The following is a 21,453-nucleotide window of genomic DNA, read 5'->3' as shown; positions in this document are numbered from 1 at the left end:
AGCACGTGGCCGGTCCGGCTACGCGGCACCGTCGAACATCGACGTCACGGAACCGTCGTCGAAGACCTCGTGGATCGCGCGCGCGATGAGCGGCGCGATCGGCAGGACCTCGAGGCGGTCCCACCGCTTGTCCTCGGGCAGCGGCAGCGTGTCGGTGACCACGACGCGGTCGATGAACTCGCTCTGCAGCAGCTCGGTCGCCGGGTCGGAGAACACGGCGTGCGTCGCCGCGACGACGACGCCGGTCGCGCCGTTCGCCTTCAGAGCCTCGGCCGCCTTGGCGATGGTGCGGCCGGTGTCGATGAGGTCGTCGACGAGCAGGCAGACCCGGCCGGACACGTCGCCGACGATCTCGTGCACGGACACCTGGTTCGGCACGAGCGGGTCGCGGCGCTTGTGGATGATCGCCAGCGGAGCGCCGAGCTTCTCGGACCAGATGTCGGCGACGCGCACGCGACCCATGTCGGGCGACACGACGGTCAGGGTCTCCGGGTCGAGGATCTGCTGGAACCGCTCGAGCAGGACGGGCATCGCGAACAGGTGGTCGACCGGGCCGTCGAAGAAGCCCTGGATCTGTGCGGCGTGCAGGTCGACGCTCATGATGCGGTGGGCACCGGCAGCCTTGAACAGGTCGGCGACGAGCCGGGCCGAGATGGGCTCGCGGCCGCGGCCCTTCTTGTCCTGGCGGGCGTAGGGGTAGAAGGGCGCGACGACGGTGATGCGCTTCGCCGACGCACGCTTGAGGGCGTCGACCATGATGAGCTGCTCCATGAGCCACTCGTTGATCGGCGCGGTGTGCGACTGGATGACGAAGGCGTCGCAGCCGCGGACCGACTCGTCGAAGCGGGCGTAGAGCTCACCGTTCGCGAAGGTCCGGGCGTCGGTGGGGACGAGGTCGACCCCGAGTTCCTCGGCGATCTGCGCCGAGAGCTCCGGGTGCGCCCGGCCCGACACGAGGACGAGTCGTTTCTGGCCCGTGGTCTTGATTCCGGACAAGTGCGGTGCTCACTCCCTGACCCGCTCGGGGTCGTCTCGATCGACCCGACCGCCGTCAGATCTGTTCGCCGTGCGCGCGCCGAGCCGCCTCGGCCGCCGGCGAACCGGGTCGGTGTTCCTCGACCCATCCGTCGGTGTTGCGCTGCGGGGCGTAGCTGATCGCCAGCGACCCGGCCGGTACGTCCTTGCGGACGGTCGTACCCGCGCCGGTGTACGCCCCGTCACCAATCCTAACCGGGGCGACGAACACGTTGTGCGAGCCCGTGCGGACGTGCGACCCGACCTCGGTGCGGTGCTTGTGCACGCCGTCGTAGTTCGCCGTGATCGTGTTGGCCCCGATGTTCGAGTCCTCGCCGACCTCGGCGTCGCCGATGTACGACAGGTGCGGGACCTTGCTGCCGCGGCCGATTACCGCGTTCTTCGTCTCGACGAACGTGCCGATCTTGCCCCGCTCGCCCAGGATCGTGCCCGGTCGGAGGTAGGCGAAGGGGCCGACCGTGGCACCGTCGCCGACGACCGCCAGGGTGGCGTCCACGCGGTTCACGACCGCGCCGACGCCGACCTCGGTGTCGCGCAGCGTGGTGTCCGGTCCGACCACCGCGCCCGCTGCGACCGCCGTCGCCCCGACGAGCTGCGTGCCGGGCAGGATCTCCGCGTCGGGCTCGATCGTGACGTCGACGTCGATCCAGGTGGTCGCCGGGTCCTGCACGGTGACGCCCGCGAGCTGGTGTCGACGAACGATGCGGGCGTTGAGCTCACGCGCGGCGTCGGCGAGCTGGGCGCGGTCGTTGATGCCGGCGACGAGCCAGGGGTCGGTCAGCGTCACGACGTCGATGGTCCCACCCCGGGCGGCGACGAGCGACGGGACGTCGGTGACGTACTTCTCGCCCTGCGCGTTGGCCGTGGTCAGCGACGGGAGCACCGCGCGGAGGTGGGTGACGTCGAACGCGTAGATGCCGGCGTTCGCCTCGGTGATGGCCCGCTCGTCCTCGGTGGCGTCCTTGTGCTCGACGACGCGGACGAACGCCCCGTCGGCGTCGCGGACGACCCGGCCGAGTCCGGTGGGGTCGGGGGCGATCGCGCTGACCAGGGTCACGGCGTTGCCCGCGTGTGCGTCCACGAGGCGCCGGAGGGAGGCCGTGTCGAGCAGCGGCACGTCGCCGGAGAGCACCACGACCGAGCCGTCGAAGTCCGCCGGGAGGGCCTGGACGGCGACCTCGACGGCACGCCCGGTGCCGGGCACGTCGTCCTGGTCCACCACGATCGCGTCGGGGGCACGCTCGGCGACCTCGGCCGCGACGCGCTCGCGCTCGTGCCGCACGACGACGGCGACGTGCTCCGGCTCGATCGAGGACGCCGTGCGCAGCACGTGCGCCAGCAGGGGCAGGCCGGCGAGGCGGTGCAGCACCTTCGGAGTGGACGACTTCATGCGCGTGCCCTGCCCGGCGGCGAGGACGACGACGGCGATCCGCTGGTCGGTCATGCCCCCATCCTGGCGCATGCGCCCCGACCGGGCGCTCCGCGAGCACCGGGAGCGCAGACCCGGAGCGGCCCCGGCACCCCGACCGGAGCGCTACGCGCGCGCGGGTTCCCGCTGCACGAACGCCATGAGCACGAGCCCCGCGACGAGCACCACGACCACGCCGATGATCCCGAACCGCGTCGACCCGCCGATCGTCACCGCGATGCCGAACAGCGCCGGCGCCAGGAAGGACGCCGCCCGACCGGTCGTCGCGTAGAGGCCGAACAGCTCGCCCTCGCGACCCGGGGTGGCGAGCCGCGCCAGGTACGCCCTGGACGACGACTGCACGGGCCCGACGAAGATCGCGAGCGTGAGGCCGAGCACCCAGAACCCGGCCGTGGCGTTCCCGATGAGGAACACGCCGATGCCGGTGAGCGCGAGCCCGACGAGCGACACGGTGATGACCGCCCGCGAACCGAAGCGGTCGTCGAGCCGCCCGGAGGCGAAGGTCGCGACGCCGGCCACGACGTTCGCCGCGATCGCGAAGAGGATCACCTGCGACGGGCTGAACCCGAAGACCTGCGCGGCGACGATGCCGCCGAAGGTGAACACCGCGCCGACGCCGTCGCGGAACACCGCGCTCGCGAGCAGGAAGACCAGGACGTTCCGACGCTCGCGCCAGAGCCGGGCGACGTGCCGGACGAGGTCGCGGTAGGCGCCGAGGAGCCCGCCGGTGCGGGAGCGGTCCGGCGCCGCCTCGGGCACGGTCAGGAAGAGCGGGACCGAGCTGACCGCGAGCCACACCGCGGCGATCCCGATCGCGACCCGGACGTCCCACGACCCGTCAGCCACGGTCGACGGCAGCTGCAGGAGTCCGGCGACCCCCTCGGTGCCGAAGTCCTGGATGCAGAGCAGGAGCAGGACGACGAGCAGCACGATCCCGCCGAAGTACCCGGCAGCCCAGCCGACCGCCGAGACCCGCCCGGTCTGCGGTCCGGACGCCACCTGGCCGAGCATCGCGTTGTAGCCGACGGTGGCGACCTCGTACGCGACGGTCCCGATGCCGAGGAGCGCCGCGCCGAGCACCAGGTACGGCTGCTGCGGCGCGACGAACACCATCGCCCCGATCGACAGGGCGACGCCGATCGTGCCGATGAGCACGGACCGACGGCGGTGGCCGGACGAGTCCGCGAGCCTGCCCACCGCGGGTGCGACGAGTGCGACGACGATCCCGGCGAGCGTCAACGCCGTCGAGACGGTCGCCGCGTTGTGCGCGAGCTCCCGCTCGACCGCCTGCGCAGCGGCCGACGACGAGTCCTCGGCGGCGACGAGCCGCGGGTCGACGAACGCACGGCTCGCCAGGTAGGTGCTGAAGACGAACGTGGTGACGACCGCGGTGAACGCCGAGGACCCCCAGTCCCAGAGCGCCCAGGAAACGAGTGCTCTCCGGTCGGTGCGCTGCGGCACTGCCGCCGCCGGTGTCGCGGTCATGGCCGAACCGTAGCGCGTCCGGGTGACGGGGCGGTGGCGCCGTCCCGTCCCGCGCTCGGTGCCCGGTCCGGCAGGGATCGACGTGAACCGCACGTGGTGCCCACGCGACACCGGTACGGACCACGCGACGGACGGGAGGCTCGGCACCCGCCGGCACCGCGCCTCCCGTCCGTCGACCGGTCACCCGACGGCGCGACCAGCGTCGCGCACGTCGGCCCACGGCATCACTCGCCCGCGGGGACCCCGTTCGGGTAGACCACCGACTTGAGCGAGGCCGGGTCGGTGTCGCTCTCGAGGGCCTCGCGGACCTCGTCGAGGCCGAAGCGCCCGGTGACGAGCGCGTCGAGGTCGACCTGGCCGGACGCGACCAGGCCGATCGCGACCGGCCACGTGTTCGTGTAGCGGAAGATGCCGGTGACCGTCACCTCGAGGTTCTGGATGTGCTCGACCGGCAGCACCATCTCGGAGTTGCCGAGCCCGACGAGCACGGCGGCACCCGCAGGCCCGACCGCCTTGATGCCGTCGGACACGGCGCGGGGCGCGCCGCTGGCGTCGATGAACGCGTCGACGGGGACGATGTCCGACGTGACGTCCACCGCGACGGGGTCGACGACCTCGGTCGCACCGAAGGACAGCGCCCGTTCACGGCGCTCGGGGACGAGGTCGCTGACGACCACGCGCGTGGCGCCGAAGGCACGGGCGACCTGGGCGCAGATCACGCCGATCGGACCGGCACCGGCGATGAGGACGCTGGAGCCGGGGACGATGCCGGCCTTGCGCGCGGCGGCGATGCCGACCGACAGCGGCTCGAGCAGCGCGCCGGCCTCGAAGGACACCGTGTCGGGCAGGGTGTGCGCGAACTCGGATTCGATCGTGACGTACTCGGCGAACGCGCCGTCGACCGGGGGCGTCGCGTAGAAGCGCATGTGCGGGCAGAGGTTGTAGCGGCCGGCCAGGCACTGCGCGCAGCGGTGGCAGGGGCGCTGGGGTTCGACGGCGACGCGTTCCCCGACCCGGCCGGGGTCGACGCCCTCGCCGACGGCGGCGATCGTGCCGGAGAGCTCGTGGCCGAGGACGAGGGGCTCCTCGACGACGAAGTCGCCGATGCGGCCGTGCCGGTAGTAGTGCACGTCGGAGCCGCACACGCCGACGGCTGCGACGCGGACGAGGACGTCGCCCGGCTCGACCTCGGGGACGGGGCGGTCCTCGATCGTCAGGTCCTCGGTGCCGAGCAGGACGCTCGCTCGCTGGGTGTCGGAGGTGGTGCTCATGCGGTTCTCGCTTCCTCGACCGCGTCCTCGCGGTCGGTCGTGGTCTGGTCGGTGTCGGTCGTCGTCGGCAGGGCGCCGTCGCGGAGCAGGTCGGCGAACCCCAGCTCGGCGGCACCGCGCACCAGGACGTCCCGCCCGAGCTCCGCGGGCACGATGCGGAGCCGGTCGGTCATCGCCGCCATCGTCTGCGCCCGCACGTCGTCCTCGACGCGGCCCCCGACGTACCCGAGCAGCACGCCGAGGAACCCGCCGAGCACGACCACCTCGGGGTCGACGGTGTGGATGGCGTTCCGGATCGCCGTCGCGAGCGCGGTCACCTGGCGGTCGACGACGCGTTCGACCGCGTCGTGCCCCTCGGCGAGCGCCGCGGCGAGGGCGTCGAGGTCGTCGGGAGCGGTGCCGGTCACGGCGGTCAGGGCACCGCGGGAGGCCTCGGTCTCCAGGCACCCGACGGCACCGCAGTGGCAGCGGATGCCGTTCGCCGCGACGAAGGTGTGCCCGAGCTCGCCCGCGTACCCGTCCGCTCCGCTGAACGGTCGGCCGGCACTGACGATCCCGCCGCCGATGCCGCTCGCGCCGCCGTTCAGGTACACGAGGTCGTCGACGCCGCGCGCGCTGCCGTAGAGCCGCTCGGCCCACGCGCCGAGGTTCGCGTCGTTCGCCGCACGGACCGGCAGCCCGAGACGCTCGGCGAGGGGACCGGCGAAGGGCTCGTCCCGCCACCCGAGGTGCGGGGCGTCGCGGACGAGCCCGTCCTCGACCCGGACGATGCCGGGGACGGCGACGCCGACCCCGACGAGCCGCAGGTCCGGAGCGGCCCGCCCGGTCAGGACACCGAGCAGCCGCGCGACGGCGTCGATCGCCGCGGCCGCGGTCGGGACGCTCGACTGCGGCTCGACGAGCCGGTCGCGCACCGTGCCGTCGAGGGCGACGAGCGCCACCGCGACGGTGTCGATCTCCACCGTGACCGCGGCGGCCACGACGTCGGCGGAGGCCCGGACGACGGCGCTCGGCCGGCCGACCCCGGCGGGACGGTCGGCAGCGGCGGCTCCGGCGGTCGGGAACTCCTCGTGCACGAGGCCCCGTTCGACGAGTTCCCCGACGAGGGCGAGCACCGTCGACCGGTTGAGTCCGGTGCTCCTGGTGAGCTCGGCGCGGGTGACGGGTCCACCCTCGTGCACGATGCGGAGGACGCGCGCGACGTTGCCGGGCGTGGTCGTGGCCGGTCGGGCCATGGGTCCTCCTCGTGGGGTGGTCGTGGTGTGGGGCGTACGGAGTTTCCCAGAACGCTTGCGATGGGAGACGGGAACGGGCGTACCTGGTCGTTCCGGAAGGCCGAGGTCGCCCGTTCCGACCCGGTACGCCCGGAAGCACCCGGTGCCGACGCGCGCGGAGCACGCGCGGGGACGCTCAGCGCGAGCGGGAGAACGCGGCGTCGAAGGCGGCGTCGGGCGGGGCGATCGTGCCGAGTCGGCGGACGAACGCCAGCGCCTCGGGGCCGCCGACGAGCCGGTCCATGCCGGCGTCCTCCCACTCGACGCTCGTCGGGCCGTCGTACCCGATGTGGTTCAGCACGCGGAACACCCGCTCCCACGGCACGTCCCCGTGCCCGGCGGACACGAAGTCCCACCCGCGGCGGGGGTCGCCCCACGGCAGGTGGGACCCGAGTCGACCGTTCCGCCCGTCGAGCTGCTTCACCGACTCCTTGCAGTGCACGTGGTACACCCGGTCGGCGAAGTCGAGCAGGAACGCGGCGGGGTCGAGGTCCTGCCACACGAAGTGCGACGGGTCGAAGTTGAACCCGAACGACGGCCGGTCGGCGAACACCTCCAGCGCCCGCTTCGCCGTCCAGTAGTCGTAGGCGATCTCGGAGGGGTGCACCTCGAGCGCGAAGCGGACGCCGACCTCCTCGAACACGTCGAGGATCGGCGACCAGCGGTCGTGGAAGTCCTGGTACCCGGCCTCGATCATGCTCGCCGGGACCGGTGGGAACCCGGCGACGGTCTTCCAGATCGACGACCCGGAGAAGCCCGTCACGGTGTCGACGCCGAGTGCCCTGGCCGCCCGCGCGGTCCACTGCAGCTCCTCGGCCGCACGCTGCCGCACGCCCTCGGGATCGCCGTCACCCCACACGTGCGGCGCGAGGATGTCCTCGTGCCGCTGGTCGATCGGGTCGTCGCACACGGCCTGGCCGGTCAGGTGGTTGGCGATCGTCCAGACCTGCAGCCCGTTCCGTTCGAGGACGGCCTTCCGGTCCGCCACGTACTCCGGGTCCGTCGCGGCGCGGCGTACGTCCAGGTGGTCACCCCAGCAGGCGATCTCCAGCCCGTCGTAGCCCCACTCGCCCGCCAGGCGTGCGACCTCCTCGAAGGGCAGGTCCGCCCACTGCCCGGTGAACAGGGTCACCGGTCGGTTCGACCGGGCACCACCGTCCGGCCTGGAGGCGCTGCCCACCTCGGTCTCGCCGGTTCCGTCCGTCGTCGTCATCGTCGTCGTCCTTCCTCGCCTGTCGTGTGTCGTCTCGCGTCGTGCTGCTGCCGACTCGTGCTGCTGCCGACTCGTGCTGCTGCCGAGTCTGGCTCACCAGGACCCGGGTGTGGCACCCGCCGGGACGGTGTCGGGCCGCTCGACCCGCGACCGGACCTCGACCACCGTGTGCTCCCGGGCCGCGGTCGACACCGCCTCCATCACCTCGAGCACGTGGAACGCGAGCTCCCCGGACGCCCGGTGCGGACGGTCGGTCGCGATCGCGTGAGCCATGTCGGCGAGCCCGTACCCGCGCCCGGCGTCGGCGTACCCGGCACTCGTCGGCAGGTCCCGCCACTCGCGGGTGTCGGCATCCGCGATCGACACCGTGTCGGAGAACCGGTTCGGGTCGGGGACGCCGAGCGTGCCCGCGGTGCCGTACACCTCGAACAGCGGCGCGCGGGTCGCCCAGACCTCGAACGACACCGTGACCGTGGAGACGACGCCGTCCGCGTGCTCGAGGACGGCGACGACGTGCGTGTCGATGTCCACCCGGAGCGGGGTGCCCGCCGCCGGCCCCGTCGCGATGGTGCGCTCGCGGTCCGACCGGGTCGAGGCACCGCTGACCCGGACGACCGGGCCGAAGAACGACACGAGGCTCGTCAGGTAGTACGGCCCCATGTCGAGCAGCGGGCCGCCGCCCGGCTGGTAGTAGAACGCGGGCGCCGGGTGCCAGAGCTCGTGCCCGGGTGCCGACCACGACACCGCGGCCCCGACCGGGGTGCCGATCGCACCGCTGTCGAGCGCCTGGCGGGCGGTCTGGATCCCGGTGCCGAGCACGGTGTCCGGCGCGCTGCCGACCCGCAGGCCGGACCGCCGGGCGAGGTCGAGCACGGGCTGCGCCTCGGCCGTCGACATCGCGAGCGGCTTCTCGCCGTAGACGTGCTTGCCGGCCTCGAGCGCCCGCGTGGCGATCTCGGCGTGCGCGGCCGGGATCGTCAGGTTGAGCACGACGTCGACGTCGTCCGCGGCGATGAGCTCGTCGACGCTCGTCCCCCGCACGCCCTGGGCCTCGCCCACGGCTCGTGCCCGGTCGACGTCGATGTCCGCGACGGCGGTGAGCTCGAGCCCGGGCAGCGCCGGGAAGTGCTCGAAGTACTGCTGGCTGATGACGCCGACACCGACGACCCCCACCCGCGACGGACGGTCGTTCACCGGGCTGCCCACAGGAGTCCCCTCTCGATGATCGTGCGGAGCGGCTGCGACTCGACGACCTCGAGCCGGTGCCCGGGCGCCGAGACGAACACGCGCCCCTGCCCCCACTGCCGGGTCCAGATCGCGGGCGCGGTGACCGGGCGGTTCCAGGCGTCGAAGTCCCGGGCCTCCTGCGTGGTCGTCGCCAGCACGTCGTTGTACTCGTCGGAGAGCACCCAGTACTGCTCGGTCACGAGGTCGAAGTCCTCGATGCCCCGCGTGATCGGGTGCTCGTGCCCCGCTTCGGTGATGTGCACCGTGTACGGGATGTAGTTGTCGGACTGCTCGCCGGTGCGCTCCGAGGGGTGCTTGCCCGCGTGGTGCGCGAACTGCCCGCCGATCATGTGCAGGTAGTCGGCGGTGTTCCGGAAGGCGTCCGCGATCCCACCGTGCCACCCGGCGAGTCCGGCGCCGCCGAGCACCGCCCGCTGCAGTCCGGCGAACTCGTCGTCCGCGATCGTCGACATCGTGACGATCTGCACGATCAGGTCGACGTCGGCCATGGCGGCCTTGTCGGCGTAGACGGCGGTGCCCTCCTCGACGCGCACGTCGAAGCCGTTGTCACGCAGGAACGGGACGAACAGGTCGGTGGTCTCGACGGGCATGTGCCCGTCCCACCCGCCGCGCACGACGAGGGCCTTCTTGTCCGGAGCCATCAGATCACCGTCCAGGCGCTGCCGTCGGCCGCACTGCGCTCGACCGCGTCGAGGACCCGCTGCACGTGGAGGCCGTCCGCGAACGAGGGCTGCGGGTCGGTGCCCGCGACGATCGCCCGCACGAAGTCGGTGACCTGGTGACTGAAGGTGTGCTCGTACCCGATGAGGTGCCCGGTCGGCCACCACGCGGCCATCCACGGGTGCTCCGGCTCGGTGACGAGGATGCGGCGGAAGCCCTGCTCCCCCGCGGGCGCCGACGACTCGTACAGGCGCAGCTCGTTCATCGACTCGAGGTCGAACTGGATCGCGCCCTCGGACCCGCTGACCTCGAGCGTCAGCCCGTTCTTCCGGCCGGTCGCGTAGCGCGTGGCCTCGAAGGTGCCGATCGCACCGTCGGCAGCGCCGCCGGAGAGCCGACCGAGGAAGAACGCGGCGTCGTCGACGGTGACCTGCCCGCGTTCGCTCGACGCGGTGCCGGAGAGCCCGACGCCCTCGGCCATCAGCGGGCGCTCGTGCACGAAGGTCTCGAGCGTGCCGGACACGGTCGACAGCTGTGCGCCCGTGACGTGCTCGACGAGGTCGATCGCGTGCGCACCGATGTCGCCGAGCGAGCCGGAGCCGGCGAGCGCCTTGTCCAGGCGCCACGTCATCGGACCGTCCTCGTCGGCCAACCAGTCCTGCAGGTAGAGCGCGCGGACCTGGCGGACCGTCCCGATCCTCCCGTCCGCGACCAGCTGCCGGGCGAACGCGATGGCGGGGACGCGGCGGTAGCTGAAGCCGACCATCGCCCGGACGCCGCGCTCGGCGGCGGCCTGCGCGGCGGCGGTCATCGCCTCGGCTTCCTCGACGGTGTTGGCGAGGGGCTTCTCGCACAGGACGTGCTTGCCGGCCTCGAGTGCGGCGATCGCGACCTCGACGTGCGAGGACCCGGGCGACACCACGTCGACGACATCGATGTCCGGATCGGCGACGACATGCCGCCAGTCGGTCGACGCGGCCTGCCAGCCGTACTGCCGTCGCGCCGCCTCGGTGCGCTCGGCGTCACGGCCGACGACCACGGCCATCTCGGGCTCCACGCCGAGGTCGAAGAACCGCGGTGCGGTCCGCCACGCCTGGGAGTGCGCCGCTCCCATGAAGCCGTGCCCGACCATGGCGACGCGCAGTCGTCCCGGTCCGTGTCCGTCCTGTGCCATCCACTCGCTCCTTTGCGATCCGGTGTTGCCAGGATCCACCCTACCGCTTATGTTGGGCGCGGCAACATTTTGTTTCGACGACGAACGGTGATCCACCATGGCAACGACGCCCACCCGCGACGACAAGTTCTCCTTCGGTCTCTGGACCATCGGCTACAACGGCTCCGACCCGTTCGGCGGCCCGACCCGTCCCGCGCTGGACGTGGTCGAGGCGGTCGAGAAGCTCGACGAGCTCGGCGCCTACGGCCTGACCTTCCACGACGACGACCTGTTCGCGTTCGGTTCGACCGACGCCGAGCGCCAGGCGCAGATCGAGCGCCTCAAGGGCGCGCTCGACTCCACCGGGATCATCGTGCCGATGGTCACGACGAACCTGTTCTCGGCGCCCGTCTTCAAGGACGGCGGCTTCACCTCGAACGACCGAGCCGTCCGTCGCTTCGCGCTCCGCAAGGTCCTCCGCAACCTCGACCTCGCCGCAGAGCTCGGCGCGAAGACCTTCGTCATGTGGGGTGGCCGCGAGGGCTCCGAGTACGACTCCGCCAAGGACGTGCAGGCCGCGCTCGAGCGCTACCGCGAGGCCGTCAACCTGCTCGCCCAGTACGTCACCGACAAGGGCTACGACATCCGCTTCGCCATCGAGCCGAAGCCGAACGAGCCCCGCGGCGACATCCTCCTGCCGACCCTCGGCCACGCGATCGCCTTCACCGAGACGCTCGAGCGTCCGGAGCTGTTCGGCATCAACCCCGAGGTCGGCCACGAGCAGATGGCGGGCCTGAACTTCACCGCCGGCATCGCACAGGCGCTCTACCAGGGCAAGCTCTTCCACATCGACCTCAACGGCCAGCGCGGCATCAAGTACGACCAGGACCTCGTCTTCGGCCACGGTGACCTGCAGAACGCCTTCTCGCTCGTCGACCTGCTCGAGCACGGTGCCCCGCAGGGCGGCCCGGCGTACGACGGCCCCCGTCACTTCGACTACAAGCCGAGCCGTACCGAGGACATCACCGGCGTCTGGGACTCGGCGAAGGCGAACATGCGCATGTACCTGCTCCTCAAGGAGCGCGCGCAGGCGTTCCGCGCCGACCCCGAGGTGCAGGAGGCCCTGTCCGCCGCGAAGGTCGACGAGCTGAGCACCCCGACGCTGAACAGCGGCGAGTCGTACGACGACTTCCTCGCCGACCGCTCGGCGTACGAGGACTTCGACGCCGACGCGTACTTCGGCGGCAAGGGCTTCGGCTTCGTGCGCCTGCAGCAGCTCGCGATCGAGCACCTCATGGGCGCTCGTGGCTGAGTCCGCCGACGGGCGCCGTCTCGTCGCGGGCGTCGACTCGTCGACGCAGTCCTGCAAGGTCACCATCCGTGACGCCGACACCGGTGCGGTCGTCCGGGAGGGGCGCGCGTCCCACCCGGACGGCACCTCCGTCGACCCCCGCCACTGGTGGGACGCGCTCGGCACCGCGATCGCGGACGCCGGCGGGTTCGACGACGTCGCCGCCGTCGCGATCGCCGGGCAGCAGCACGGCATGGTCGCGCTCGACGCCGACGGCCACGTGGTCCGCGACGCGCTCCTCTGGAACGACGTCCGCAGCGCCGACGCGGCCGCGCAGCTGGTCGAGGAACTCGGCCGGGAGGCATGGGTCGCCCGCACGGGTCTGGTCCCGGTGGCGTCGTTCACCGGCACCAAGCTGCGGTGGCTCCGCGACGCCGAGACCGAGAACGCGGCGCGGGTCGCGGCCGTCGCGCTCCCCCACGACTGGTTGTCGTGGCGGCTGCGCGGGTACGGCCCGACGGACGAGAGCCCGCTCGGCCCCGACCTCGACGCCCTGGCGACGGACGGCTCGGACGCCAGCGGCACCGGGTACTGGGACCCGGTGCGCCGGGAGTACGACCCCGAGCTGTTTGAGGCCGCACTCGGCAAGCCGATGCGTCCCGCTCGCAGTGCGGACGACACGACCCGAGGGGACGACGACGCGGTCGTGGTCCCCCGGGTCGTGGCCCCGGACGAGGCGATGGGCACCCTCGAGGGCGACGTCGAACTGCCCGGCGGCACCGTCGCCCGTGCGGGACTCGTCGTCGGCCCTGGGCTCGGCGACAACGCCGGGGCCGCACTCGGCCTCGGGCTCGGCCCGGGCGACGTCGCGGTGTCCCTCGGCACCAGCGGGACGGTCTTCGGCGTCACCGACACCGAGGTCGCCGACCCGAGCGGGACCGTGGCGGGCTTCGCCGACGGGACCGGTTCGCGCCTCCCGATCGTCACCACGCTCAACGCGGCCCGCGTGCTCGAGGTGATCGGCGGACTCCTCTCCGTCGACCACGGCGAGCTCGGCGAGCTCGCACTGCAGGCGCCGGCGGGGGCGGACGGGCTCGTGCTCGTGCCGTACTTCGTCGGTGAGCGCACCCCGAACCGGCCGGACGCGACCGCATCGCTGGTCGGCATGACCCCCGCGACGACGGACCGGGCACACCTCGCCCGCGCCGCCGTCGAGGGCATGCTCTGCGCGCTGGCCGACGGGCTCGCCGCGGTCGAGGACACCGGCGTGCACGTGTCGCGGCTGCTGCTCATCGGCGGGGCAGCGCGGAACGAGGCCGTCCGCGCCGTCGCCGCGCAGGTGTTCGGTCGTGACGTGTCGATCCCGGAGCCCGGCGAGTACGTCGCCTCGGGCGCCGCACGACAGGCCGCGTGGGTGCTGACCGGGAGCCTGCCGTCGTGGGAGGTCTCCGCGACGGTCGTGCCCGCGGACCCGCACCCCGAGGTGCTCGAGCAGTACCGCGCCGCCGCACGCTGACCCGACGGTCGCGCAGCAGCCGCGTACCTGGTGGAATCGGGCGTACCTGGTCGGGAGTTCCGACCAGGTACGCCCGTTCCGACCGGGTACGCCCGGAACGACCCACCACCACTGAGGACCCCATGCCGCTCACCGACCTGCCCCTGGACCAGCTCCGCGCCTACCGCCCCTCCGTGCGGCAGCCGGACGACCTCGACGCGTTCTGGGCGGACACGATCGCCGGGGCCCGGGCGGCCGGCAGTGGGACCGAGCCCGTGCTCGTCCCCGCGACGACCCCGGTCACCGCGCTCGACGTGCAGGACCTGACGTTCCCGGGCTTCGCCGGCGACCCGGTCCGTGCATGGGTCTCGCGTCCGGCCGGCGCGACGGGCGACCTGCCCGCCGTCGTCGAGTTCATCGGGTACGGCGGCGGTCGGGGTCTCCCGGGCGAGCGGGTGTCGTGGGCCCTCGCCGGGTACGTGCACGTGGTGATGGACACCCGCGGGCAGGGCAGCGGCTGGGGCTCCGGCGGCGACACCCCGGACCCGCACGGCTCCGGCCCGAACGGCGGCGGCTGGATGGCGAGCGGCATCGCCTCGCCCGCCGAGCACTACTACCGACGCGTCTACACGGACGCCGTCCGGCTCGTCGACGCGGTCCGCACGCTGCCCGGTGTCGACCGGGACCGCATCGCGCTGACCGGCGGCAGCCAGGGCGGGGGCATCGCGATCGCCGCAGCCGCCCTGGTCGAGGCGCACACCGCTTCGCTCGTCGCCGTGATGCCCGACGTCGCGTTCCTTTCCGACTGGGAGCACGGCACCGACGTCGCCGTGGGCGGCCCCTACCTCGAGCTCGCCCAGTACCTCGCCGTGCACCGGGACGCGGTCGACACCGTGTGGGACACCACGGCGTACTTCGACGGTGTGAACCTGGCCGCGCGGATCACGGCTCCCGCGCTCTTCTCCGTCGCGCTGATGGACGACGTGGTGCCCCCGCGCACGACCTTCGCGGCGTACAACGCGCTCGCGTCGGCGGACAAGCACATCGAGGTCTACCCCTACAACGGCCACGAGGGCGGCGGCCACCGGCACTGGGAGCGGCAGGCGGCATTCCTGGCCGATCGGCTCGCCTAGGGCCAGATCTTGTTAAGTTTATCGGCGCACCTGCGGACTTGATAAAGTTAACAGGTGCGCTCCCCGGTCACGAATCCGTTCCAGCCCGGCTCCGACATCGTCCCTGATGTCTGGGCCGGGCGGGTCGAACAGCTCTCCGACTGGCGTGACGTCGTCCGTCCACGTCGGCGTGCCGGTCTCTACGAGACCGGTCGAACGATCCTCGGCGAGCCGGGGACGGGCAAGTCCAGTCTCGTCCGTCGGATCGCCCGTCACGCCATCGATTCCGGTGACTGGGTCACGCCGCAGCTCCGGATGCCCGCGGGAGCCGATCCGCTCCGCATCGTTGCTGCGGCGCTCCTCCGTCTCGCGGACTCCGCCGGACTCCGGTCCTCGGCGCGGCAGGGCCTGCTCGACCTCTTCACGCGGGTCGAGCAGCTCGCCGTCTCGGGGTTCTCGGTCACCGTCCGCCAGGGTCAGGGCCCGGAGGCGTTCACCAGTCTCTTCGAGCTGCTCGTGGAGATCGGGCAGGCAGCGATCGAGCAGGACAAGGTCGTCCTCGTCCACATCGACGAGGTGCAGAACATCTCGGACGAGGCGGCCCTCTCACAGCTGCTCATCGCTCTCGGCGACGCCCTCGCCCACCAGGTCGACGTCGTCGCTCCCGGTGGGGTGGTGATCGAACGTTTCCTCCCGATCGCCGTCTACCTGACCGGGCTGCCCGACTTCGAGGACATGGCCGGGGCGCGCAAGGGTGCCACCTTCGCGCGACGCTTCCGCACCGTCACCCTCACCTCGATCGACGAGCCCGACCTCGCCCAGGCGCTCCAGCCCTTCGTGATCGACGGGTGGACGACCCCGGCCGCAGACGGATCGACCGAGGTGGTCCACATGACCCCGGACGCGGTCCGCGCCCTGATCGCGCTGTGCTGCGGTGAACCGTTCCTCTTCCAGCTCGCGGGCCAGCGGGCGTGGAACGCGAGCACCTCCCCGGTGATCACGGACGACGACGTCCGGAGCGGCTGGCAGGGTGCAGAGGGCGAGGCCTCCGCTCACGTCGAGCGCATCCTCAACCGGTTGCCGTCGCGTGAGCGGGAGTTCGTGGAGGCGATGGCCGCACTCGATCCCTCGGAACGGACCCTGACCACCATCGCCGAACGGATGGGCCTCCCGTCGGCCGCGAACGTCGGCCCGTTCTCGCAGCGGTTGGACACCGTGCGGGGCATCATCGTCCGCGGCAAGCCCTACTCGTTCCGCAACCGGGCCGTCGAGGCCTACCTGTCCACGGACTGGCCGCACGTGCGCTGAGCCGCGACGGCGGACGGAACGCCGCGACGCGCACTGCACCACGGGTTCCCGGCGGCGAGGCGCAGACTGGGTCGCGCATGCGTACCGATCTCCGAACCCCCACCGCCACTGCGACCGAGCACCACGGCACCGTGGTCGACGACGCCGTGGAACTGTTCGAGGGCGTCTACAGCAGTCACGACATCAACATCGGACGGGCGGTGTCCGAGGGGTTCTCCTACCGCTACCGCGCGGTCGGCGACGACCGGGTCACCACTGCGACGTCGGCGGTCGCCGCGCACCGGTGGGGCACGATCAACCCCGGACGCCAGTACACCCTGGCCTGGGCCACCGGACCCGGCATGGTGCTCGACGCCGACCGCCGCGACCCGATCACGATGCAGCCGAACGTCCCCGTCACCTACCCGGCGGGGCGCCCCTTCGTGTTCGACGCCGCGCCGGCGGTCCAGCACGTGGTCCGCTTCGACGCCGACTTCCTCGAGTCGGTCTCGGCCGCGCTCCGCGGTGACCTCCCCGGCCCGCTCGACCTCCGGACGACCGCCGCCCAGGACGCGCTGCCCGCGCTGCGCCGCACGATCGCCGGTGCCGCCGCGACGCTGTGGGACCCGGCCGCCCCGCCGTCCGTCCGCGACACGCAGCACCGGAGGATCGCCGAAGCCGTCCTCGCGGCCTTCGACCAGACCCCGCCGTCGGGAGTCGCGGCAGCCGGGCACGGAGCGGTCCGGGCCGCCCAGGAGTGGATCGCCGCGAACGCCCACCGCCCGCTGACGACCGCCGACGTCTGCCGTGTGACCGGCCTCAGCGCCCGGGGCCTGCAGGCGGCCTTCCACCGGGCGGGTGCGACGAGCCCGATGCAGTTCCTGCGTGACGTCCGCCTCCACCGCATCCGCACCACACTCGAGGCCGCGGACCCGACGACCACCACGGTCGCCGAGGTCGCGAGGGCCTGGGGCTTCGCCCACCTCGGCCGCTTCGCGGGCACCTACGCCGGTGCCTTCGGCGAGCGCCCCTCGGCCACCCTGCAGCGACGCGTGACGCCGCGGACGGATCAGCCCCCGAGCAGCGCTCCGACGGCGTCCACCACGACCTGACGGCGACGTTGCGGCACCACCGCGGCGACCGACGCGGCGGCCTCCAGCGGGAGCGTCGGCCAGACCCGGGCGAGCTGGACGACGAGTCCGTACAGCACCGCGGGACGGAAGCGTCGCGGGAGCACGCCGGCGCGCTGGGCTCGCTCGACCTCGGCGACCGCGTCGGCGTACTGCTCCGCGAGCGCCTCGACCGGCACGTCCGGCCGCTCGAGCCGGTGCCACGTCGCGAGGCGTTCCACCCACGGACGTTCGACCAGGACGTCGTGCAGGCGGCCGGCCCACGCGGCCAGGTCGGCGGTGTCGAGCGGCGCGGCGTCGTGCACGGCCGTCAGCTCGCTCGTCAGCAGCGCGTCGAAGAGCCCGTCCTTGCCGCCGAAGTAGTGGAAGACCTGCGCCTTGTTGCTGCCGGCCTCGGCGGCGAGGCGCTCGACCCGCGCCCCGGCCAGTCCGTGGGCGGCGAACTCGTCGCGGGCGGCGGCGAGCAGGGTCGCGCGCATCGCGTCGGCAGCGGGGGGCGTGAAGCGGGCCATGCCGGACACGGTACCGACCCACGTTGCGGTCCCGACGACGACGCGGCGATCCCGGGACGGACGGGAGGCCCGTGGCGGCGTCGCCACGGGCCTCCCGTCCGTTCGTGCTCGGGTGGGCTACTCCGCCGTCTCGTCGTCCTCTTCGGGGTTGAAGTGCGAGTCGTCCCCGGCGAAGCCGGCGGCGACGCCCTCGGGGTGCGCGGGGATGGTGCCGTCCTCGCCGAGGCCGTCGGGCTTCTCGGTGCCCTCGGGGTCGTTGACGGTGTCGCGCGGGTCGTGTGCGTCGGACATGGCGTGCTCCTTCACGGTGTGAGGAGGGCCACGCTACCCACGCTCCCCCGGCCGTTCCCGGGACGGCGTCGGATCCCGGACCTCCCGGTGCGGTCCCCGGCCGTGTAGCCTCACGACCACCGGGACCAGGAGGGGCGTCATGGGGGAACAGGACCGCGACCGACCGTGGGGCGACGACGCGTTCGAGCACCCGCGGAAGCGCGGCTGGTTCGCGACGGCCGTGAGCATCGTGACGCGCTCCGTCACCGCCGTGGGCGCGGCGCGGAACTGCGGGCAGACACCGCGGCAGTTGCCGCTCGACCCGCCGCCGGGCCGGTACGACCACCGCCCCTGACGTTCGCGGGGCCGGGGCGTAGCCTGACGCGTGCCTGCAACCGTGTTCTTCGACGTCAACGAGACCCTGTCCGACACCGCTCCGGTCCTGCCCGTGCTGCACGAGCTGGGTGCGCACGGCACCACGCCGTCGAGCTGGCTCGCGGCCACGCTCCGCGACGGCTTCGCGCTGAGCACGACCACCGGGGCGCGCCCGTTCCCCGAGGTCGCCCGGCAGACGTTGACCGAGCTGCTCGCCGCTGAGCCGGACCTCGACGGACCGGTCGATGCCGCCGTCGGACGGGTGATGTCGGTCTTCGGGGACCTCCCCGTCCACGAGGACGTCGTCGGCGGCGTGCGTCGACTCGTCGCTGCGGACCACCGGCTGGTCGCCCTGTCGAACGGCACGGCGGACTACGCCGGGTCGCTGCTGCGCCGCGCCGGCATCGCCGACGCCTTCCACGCGGTCCTGTCGGTGGACGCGGTCGGGGCGTGGAAGCCGGACCGTCGGACCTACGAACACGCCGCGTCCGTGACGGGCACCGCTCCCGCCGACGCCGTCCTCGTCGCGGTGCACCCGTGGGACCTGCACGGGGCCCGGGCCGCGGGCTTCCGGACGGTCCACGTCGACCGGTCGAGGACGCCGTGGCCCCGGGTCTTCGACGCTCCGGACGCCACGGTCCGTTCGCTCGCCGACCTGGCCACGGTCCTGCACGTCCTCTGATCGGGGGACCGCCGGGTTGCGCACGGCTCCCGTCGTCCTCCCAGCCGAGGGGCGAACCGTGGCGATCGGCCCCGCGTTCCGCGGACACGATCGAACAGGAGCAGCGTTGAGCGACGACAGCACGACCGGCACGGACGACACCGGCCAGCAGCACGACGGCCACCACGACACCGCGACCCCGCAGGGGGCCTCCTTCCACGGCAGCCACGCCCGTGACGCCGACGGCACGGACACCTGCAGCTTCCACATGGCCGGCTCGCTGCCCGCCGGCGGCGACCACCTCGGCGGCACGTTCGGCCAGGCGCCGTCGTCGCTCGAGGGTTGGTACCCGCAGCGGCTCCGCGTCGAGCTGCTGCACCGCAACGGGGTCGACGCCGACCCGCTCGGTGCGGACTTCGACTACGCGGCGGCCTTCGCCACGATCGACCTCGAGGAGCTCAAGCGCGACATCAAGCAGCTGCTCACGACCTCGGTCGACTGGTGGCCCGCCGACTACGGCAACTACGGCCCGCAGATGATCCGCATGGCCTGGCACGCCGCCGGCACCTACCGGATCGCGGACGGCCGCGGCGGCGCGGGCACCGCGATGCAGCGCTTCGCCCCGATCAGCAGCTGGTGGGACAACGGCAACACCGACAAGTCGCGCCGCCTGCTCCAGCCGATCAAGCACAAGTACGGTGCCGCGCTGTCGTGGGCCGACCTCATGGTCCTCACCGGCAACTGCTCGCTCGAGCTGATGGGCCTGCCGACGTACGGCTTCGGCGGCGGTCGCCTCGACGCCTGGGAGCCGGACGAGGGCACCTGGTGGGGTCCAGAGGTCTGGGACCCGCACCACGTCGAGAGCTACGACGACATGGTGCAGCGCGACGAGCGGTGGCACGGCGAGAACGGCGACGCCGACTACGACCTGCAGAGCCCCCTCGCCGCATCGCACCAGGCGCTCATCTACGTCAACCCCGAGGGCCCGTACGCGAACGGCGACCCGATGGGCTCGGCGCGGGACATCCGCATCACCTTCAGCCGGATGGCGATGAACGACGAGGAGACCGTCGCCCTGATCGCCGGTGGCCACGCGTTCGGCAAGAGCCACGGACAGGTACCGGCAGCCCAGATCGGCCCGCCCCCGGAGATCGCCCCGATCGAGGCGATGGGGCTCGGCTGGCACAACCCGCAGGGTGCCGGCAACGGCAAGGACACCATGACGAACGGCATCGAGGGCAGCTGGACCCAGGACCCGACCCGCTGGGACAACAGCTACCTGGAGAACCTGTTCGGCCACGAGTGGGAGCAGACGAAGAGCCCCGCCGGCGCCCTGCAGTGGACACCGGCGGACCCCGACGCCCCGCGCACCCCGGACGCCCACGTGCCCGGCGAGACGCACGCGCTCATGATGATGACCTCGGACATCGCGCTGAAGGTCGACCCGGCCTACCGCGAGGTGTGCGAGCGCTTCCTCGCCGACTTCGACCTGTTCACGACGGCGTTCTCGAAGGCCTGGTACAAGCTGACGCACCGCGACATGGGGCCGAAGCACCGCTACCTCGGCCCGGAGACGACGATCTCGGACGACCTGCTCTGGCAGGACCCGCTGCCCGACGCGGTCGGCGAGCCCCTGACGGACGCGGACGTCGACGCGCTCCGGCAGGCGATCCGCGCGACCGGCACGCCGGTGTCCGACCTGGTCGTCACCGCGTACTCGGCCGCCTCGACCTACCGCGACAGCGACAAGCGCGGCGGTGCGAACGGCGGGCGGATCGCGCTCGCTCCGCAGAAGGACTGGCCGATCAACCAGCGCACCGTCCCCGTCGTCGAGACGCTGCGCGGCGTCAAGGCGACGTTCGAGCAGGGCGGGAAGCACGTCTCCCTCGCCGACCTCGTGGTCCTGGCGGGCTGCGTCGGGGTCGAGGACGCCGCGCGCGCCGCCGGCGTCGAGGTCACGGTGCCGTTCACCCCGGGCCGCGTCGACGCCTCGCAGGAGCAGACCGACATCGAGATGTTCGAGTGGCTCCGGCCCATCGCCGACGGGTTCCGGAACCACGTGTCCGAGCGCTTCGCGGACTTCGCCCCCGGTGTCGCGCCGGAGGCCGTGTTCCTGGACCGTGCGAACCTCATGACGCTGACCGCGCCGGAGTGGACCGTGCTCACCGGCGGGCTGCGGGTGCTCGGCGCGAACTGGGACGGCTCGTCCACGGGTGTCCTGACCGAGCGGGTCGGTGCGCTGACGACGGACTTCTTCGTCAACCTGACGGACACCGACCTGGTGTGGAAGAAGACCGACGACACCGAGACGACCTTCACCGGGACCGTGCAGGCCACCGGCGAGGAGCGCTGGACGGCGTCGCGGAACGACCTGGTGTTCGGCTCGAACGCGCAGCTCCGCTCGATCGTCGACGTCTACGCCGGCAGCGACGGACAGGAGCGCTTCGTGCGGGACTTCGTCGCCGCGTGGGACAAGGTCATGATGCTCGACCGCTACGACGTGAAGGGGCACCGCCGGTACGGCCCGATGGCCGCCTGACCAGGGCGGCTCC

Annotated in this window: 19 protein-coding genes; 8 read left to right on the top strand and 11 right to left on the bottom strand. The window is 72.8% G+C overall.

Annotated features, from left to right (window positions below; genetic code table 11):
- Nucleotides 1-18: 18 nt before the first annotated feature.
- From LCG91_RS03610 to LCG91_RS03570, 9 genes are all read right to left on the bottom strand, one after another.
- Nucleotides 19-996, bottom strand: a complete 978-nt coding sequence (locus LCG91_RS03610; protein WP_058728951.1) for a ribose-phosphate diphosphokinase — start codon at nt 994-996, stop codon at nt 19-21.
- Nucleotides 997-1,051: 55 nt separating this feature from the next.
- Nucleotides 1,052-2,479 carry a bifunctional UDP-N-acetylglucosamine diphosphorylase/glucosamine-1-phosphate N-acetyltransferase GlmU gene (gene glmU / locus LCG91_RS03605; protein ID WP_224442521.1) on the bottom strand — a complete coding sequence of 476 codons (1,428 nt, stop codon included), beginning with the start codon at nt 2,477-2,479 and terminating at the stop codon, nt 1,052-1,054.
- 90 nt (nt 2,480-2,569) lie between these two features.
- Nucleotides 2,570-3,949 (bottom strand): MFS transporter, encoded by a 1,380-nt coding sequence (locus tag LCG91_RS03600; protein WP_224442520.1) that lies wholly within the window; start codon nt 3,947-3,949, stop codon nt 2,570-2,572.
- Nucleotides 3,950-4,173: 224 nt separating this feature from the next.
- Entirely contained in the window at nt 4,174-5,220 is a 1,047-nt protein-coding gene (locus tag LCG91_RS03595; protein WP_224442519.1) for an NAD(P)-dependent alcohol dehydrogenase, read from the bottom strand.
- Complete coding sequence (locus LCG91_RS03590; RefSeq protein ID WP_224442518.1) at nt 5,217-6,455, bottom strand: ROK family transcriptional regulator; 1,239 nt, start codon at nt 6,453-6,455, stop codon at nt 5,217-5,219. Before LCG91_RS03590 ends, LCG91_RS03595 begins: the two co-directional genes overlap by 4 nt.
- Nucleotides 6,456-6,630: 175 nt before the next feature.
- Nucleotides 6,631-7,707 (bottom strand): sugar phosphate isomerase/epimerase family protein, encoded by a 1,077-nt coding sequence (locus LCG91_RS03585; RefSeq protein ID WP_224442517.1) that lies wholly within the window; start codon nt 7,705-7,707, stop codon nt 6,631-6,633.
- Nucleotides 7,708-7,800: 93 nt separating this feature from the next.
- Nucleotides 7,801-8,913, bottom strand: a complete 1,113-nt coding sequence (locus tag LCG91_RS03580) for a Gfo/Idh/MocA family protein (RefSeq protein WP_058728955.1) — start codon at nt 8,911-8,913, stop codon at nt 7,801-7,803.
- A complete protein-coding gene (locus tag LCG91_RS03575; protein WP_224442516.1) occupies nt 8,898-9,596 on the bottom strand; it encodes a ThuA domain-containing protein in 699 nt (232 codons plus the stop codon). Before LCG91_RS03575 ends, LCG91_RS03580 begins: the two co-directional genes overlap by 16 nt.
- Entirely contained in the window at nt 9,596-10,789 is a 1,194-nt protein-coding gene (locus LCG91_RS03570) for a Gfo/Idh/MocA family protein (protein WP_224442515.1), read from the bottom strand. The genes LCG91_RS03575 and LCG91_RS03570 overlap by 1 nt, the downstream gene beginning before the upstream one ends.
- 97 nt (nt 10,790-10,886) lie before the next feature.
- Here LCG91_RS03570 and xylA point away from each other — a divergent pair, with 97 nt between their 5' ends.
- The 5 genes from xylA (at nt 10,887) to LCG91_RS03545 (ending at nt 17,065) form a co-directional block, all read left to right on the top strand.
- Nucleotides 10,887-12,080 carry a xylose isomerase gene (gene xylA, locus LCG91_RS03565; RefSeq protein WP_224442514.1) on the top strand — a complete coding sequence of 398 codons (1,194 nt, stop codon included), beginning with the start codon at nt 10,887-10,889 and terminating at the stop codon, nt 12,078-12,080.
- On the top strand, nt 12,073-13,575 hold the full coding sequence (locus tag LCG91_RS03560; protein WP_224442513.1) for a xylulokinase: 1,503 nt from the start codon (nt 12,073-12,075) through the stop codon (nt 13,573-13,575). Before xylA ends, LCG91_RS03560 begins: the two co-directional genes overlap by 8 nt.
- Nucleotides 13,576-13,697: 122 nt before the next feature.
- Complete coding sequence (locus LCG91_RS03555) at nt 13,698-14,687, top strand: acetylxylan esterase (RefSeq protein ID WP_224442512.1); 990 nt, start codon at nt 13,698-13,700, stop codon at nt 14,685-14,687.
- Nucleotides 14,688-14,741: 54 nt separating this feature from the next.
- Nucleotides 14,742-15,974 (top strand): ATP-binding protein, encoded by a 1,233-nt coding sequence (locus LCG91_RS03550; protein ID WP_058748961.1) that lies wholly within the window; start codon nt 14,742-14,744, stop codon nt 15,972-15,974.
- A gap of 77 nt (nt 15,975-16,051) precedes the next feature.
- Nucleotides 16,052-17,065 carry a helix-turn-helix domain-containing protein gene (locus tag LCG91_RS03545; RefSeq protein ID WP_224442511.1) on the top strand — a complete coding sequence of 338 codons (1,014 nt, stop codon included), beginning with the start codon at nt 16,052-16,054 and terminating at the stop codon, nt 17,063-17,065.
- Here LCG91_RS03545 and LCG91_RS03540 read toward each other — a convergent pair.
- Together LCG91_RS03540 and LCG91_RS03535 are read right to left on the bottom strand one after the other, a co-directional pair.
- Nucleotides 17,023-17,595, bottom strand: coding sequence for a TetR family transcriptional regulator (locus LCG91_RS03540; RefSeq protein ID WP_224442510.1), 573 nt, complete (start codon nt 17,593-17,595; stop codon nt 17,023-17,025). The genes LCG91_RS03545 and LCG91_RS03540 overlap by 43 nt on opposite strands.
- A 117-nt stretch (nt 17,596-17,712) precedes the next feature.
- Nucleotides 17,713-17,886 (bottom strand): hypothetical protein, encoded by a 174-nt coding sequence (locus LCG91_RS03535; RefSeq protein ID WP_224442509.1) that lies wholly within the window; start codon nt 17,884-17,886, stop codon nt 17,713-17,715.
- A 139-nt stretch (nt 17,887-18,025) separates the two neighbouring features.
- Between LCG91_RS03535 and LCG91_RS03530 the strand changes: the two genes are divergently transcribed.
- The 3 genes from LCG91_RS03530 (at nt 18,026) to katG (ending at nt 21,440) form a co-directional block, all read left to right on the top strand.
- A complete protein-coding gene (locus tag LCG91_RS03530; protein WP_224442508.1) occupies nt 18,026-18,220 on the top strand; it encodes a hypothetical protein in 195 nt (64 codons plus the stop codon).
- A 30-nt stretch (nt 18,221-18,250) separates the two neighbouring features.
- Nucleotides 18,251-18,922 (top strand): haloacid dehalogenase type II, encoded by a 672-nt coding sequence (locus LCG91_RS03525; protein ID WP_224442507.1) that lies wholly within the window; start codon nt 18,251-18,253, stop codon nt 18,920-18,922.
- Between the two features lie 106 nt (nt 18,923-19,028).
- Nucleotides 19,029-21,440 carry a catalase/peroxidase HPI gene (katG, locus tag LCG91_RS03520; RefSeq protein ID WP_224442506.1) on the top strand — a complete coding sequence of 804 codons (2,412 nt, stop codon included), beginning with the start codon at nt 19,029-19,031 and terminating at the stop codon, nt 21,438-21,440.
- Nucleotides 21,441-21,453 lie beyond the last annotated feature (13 nt).

This window comes from Curtobacterium sp. TXMA1, from assembly GCF_020162095.1.
Classification (GTDB): Bacteria; Actinomycetota; Actinomycetes; order Actinomycetales; family Microbacteriaceae; genus Curtobacterium.
Note: the sequence above shows the minus strand (reverse complement) of the source record. Positions and strands in the feature narration are given on the sequence as shown.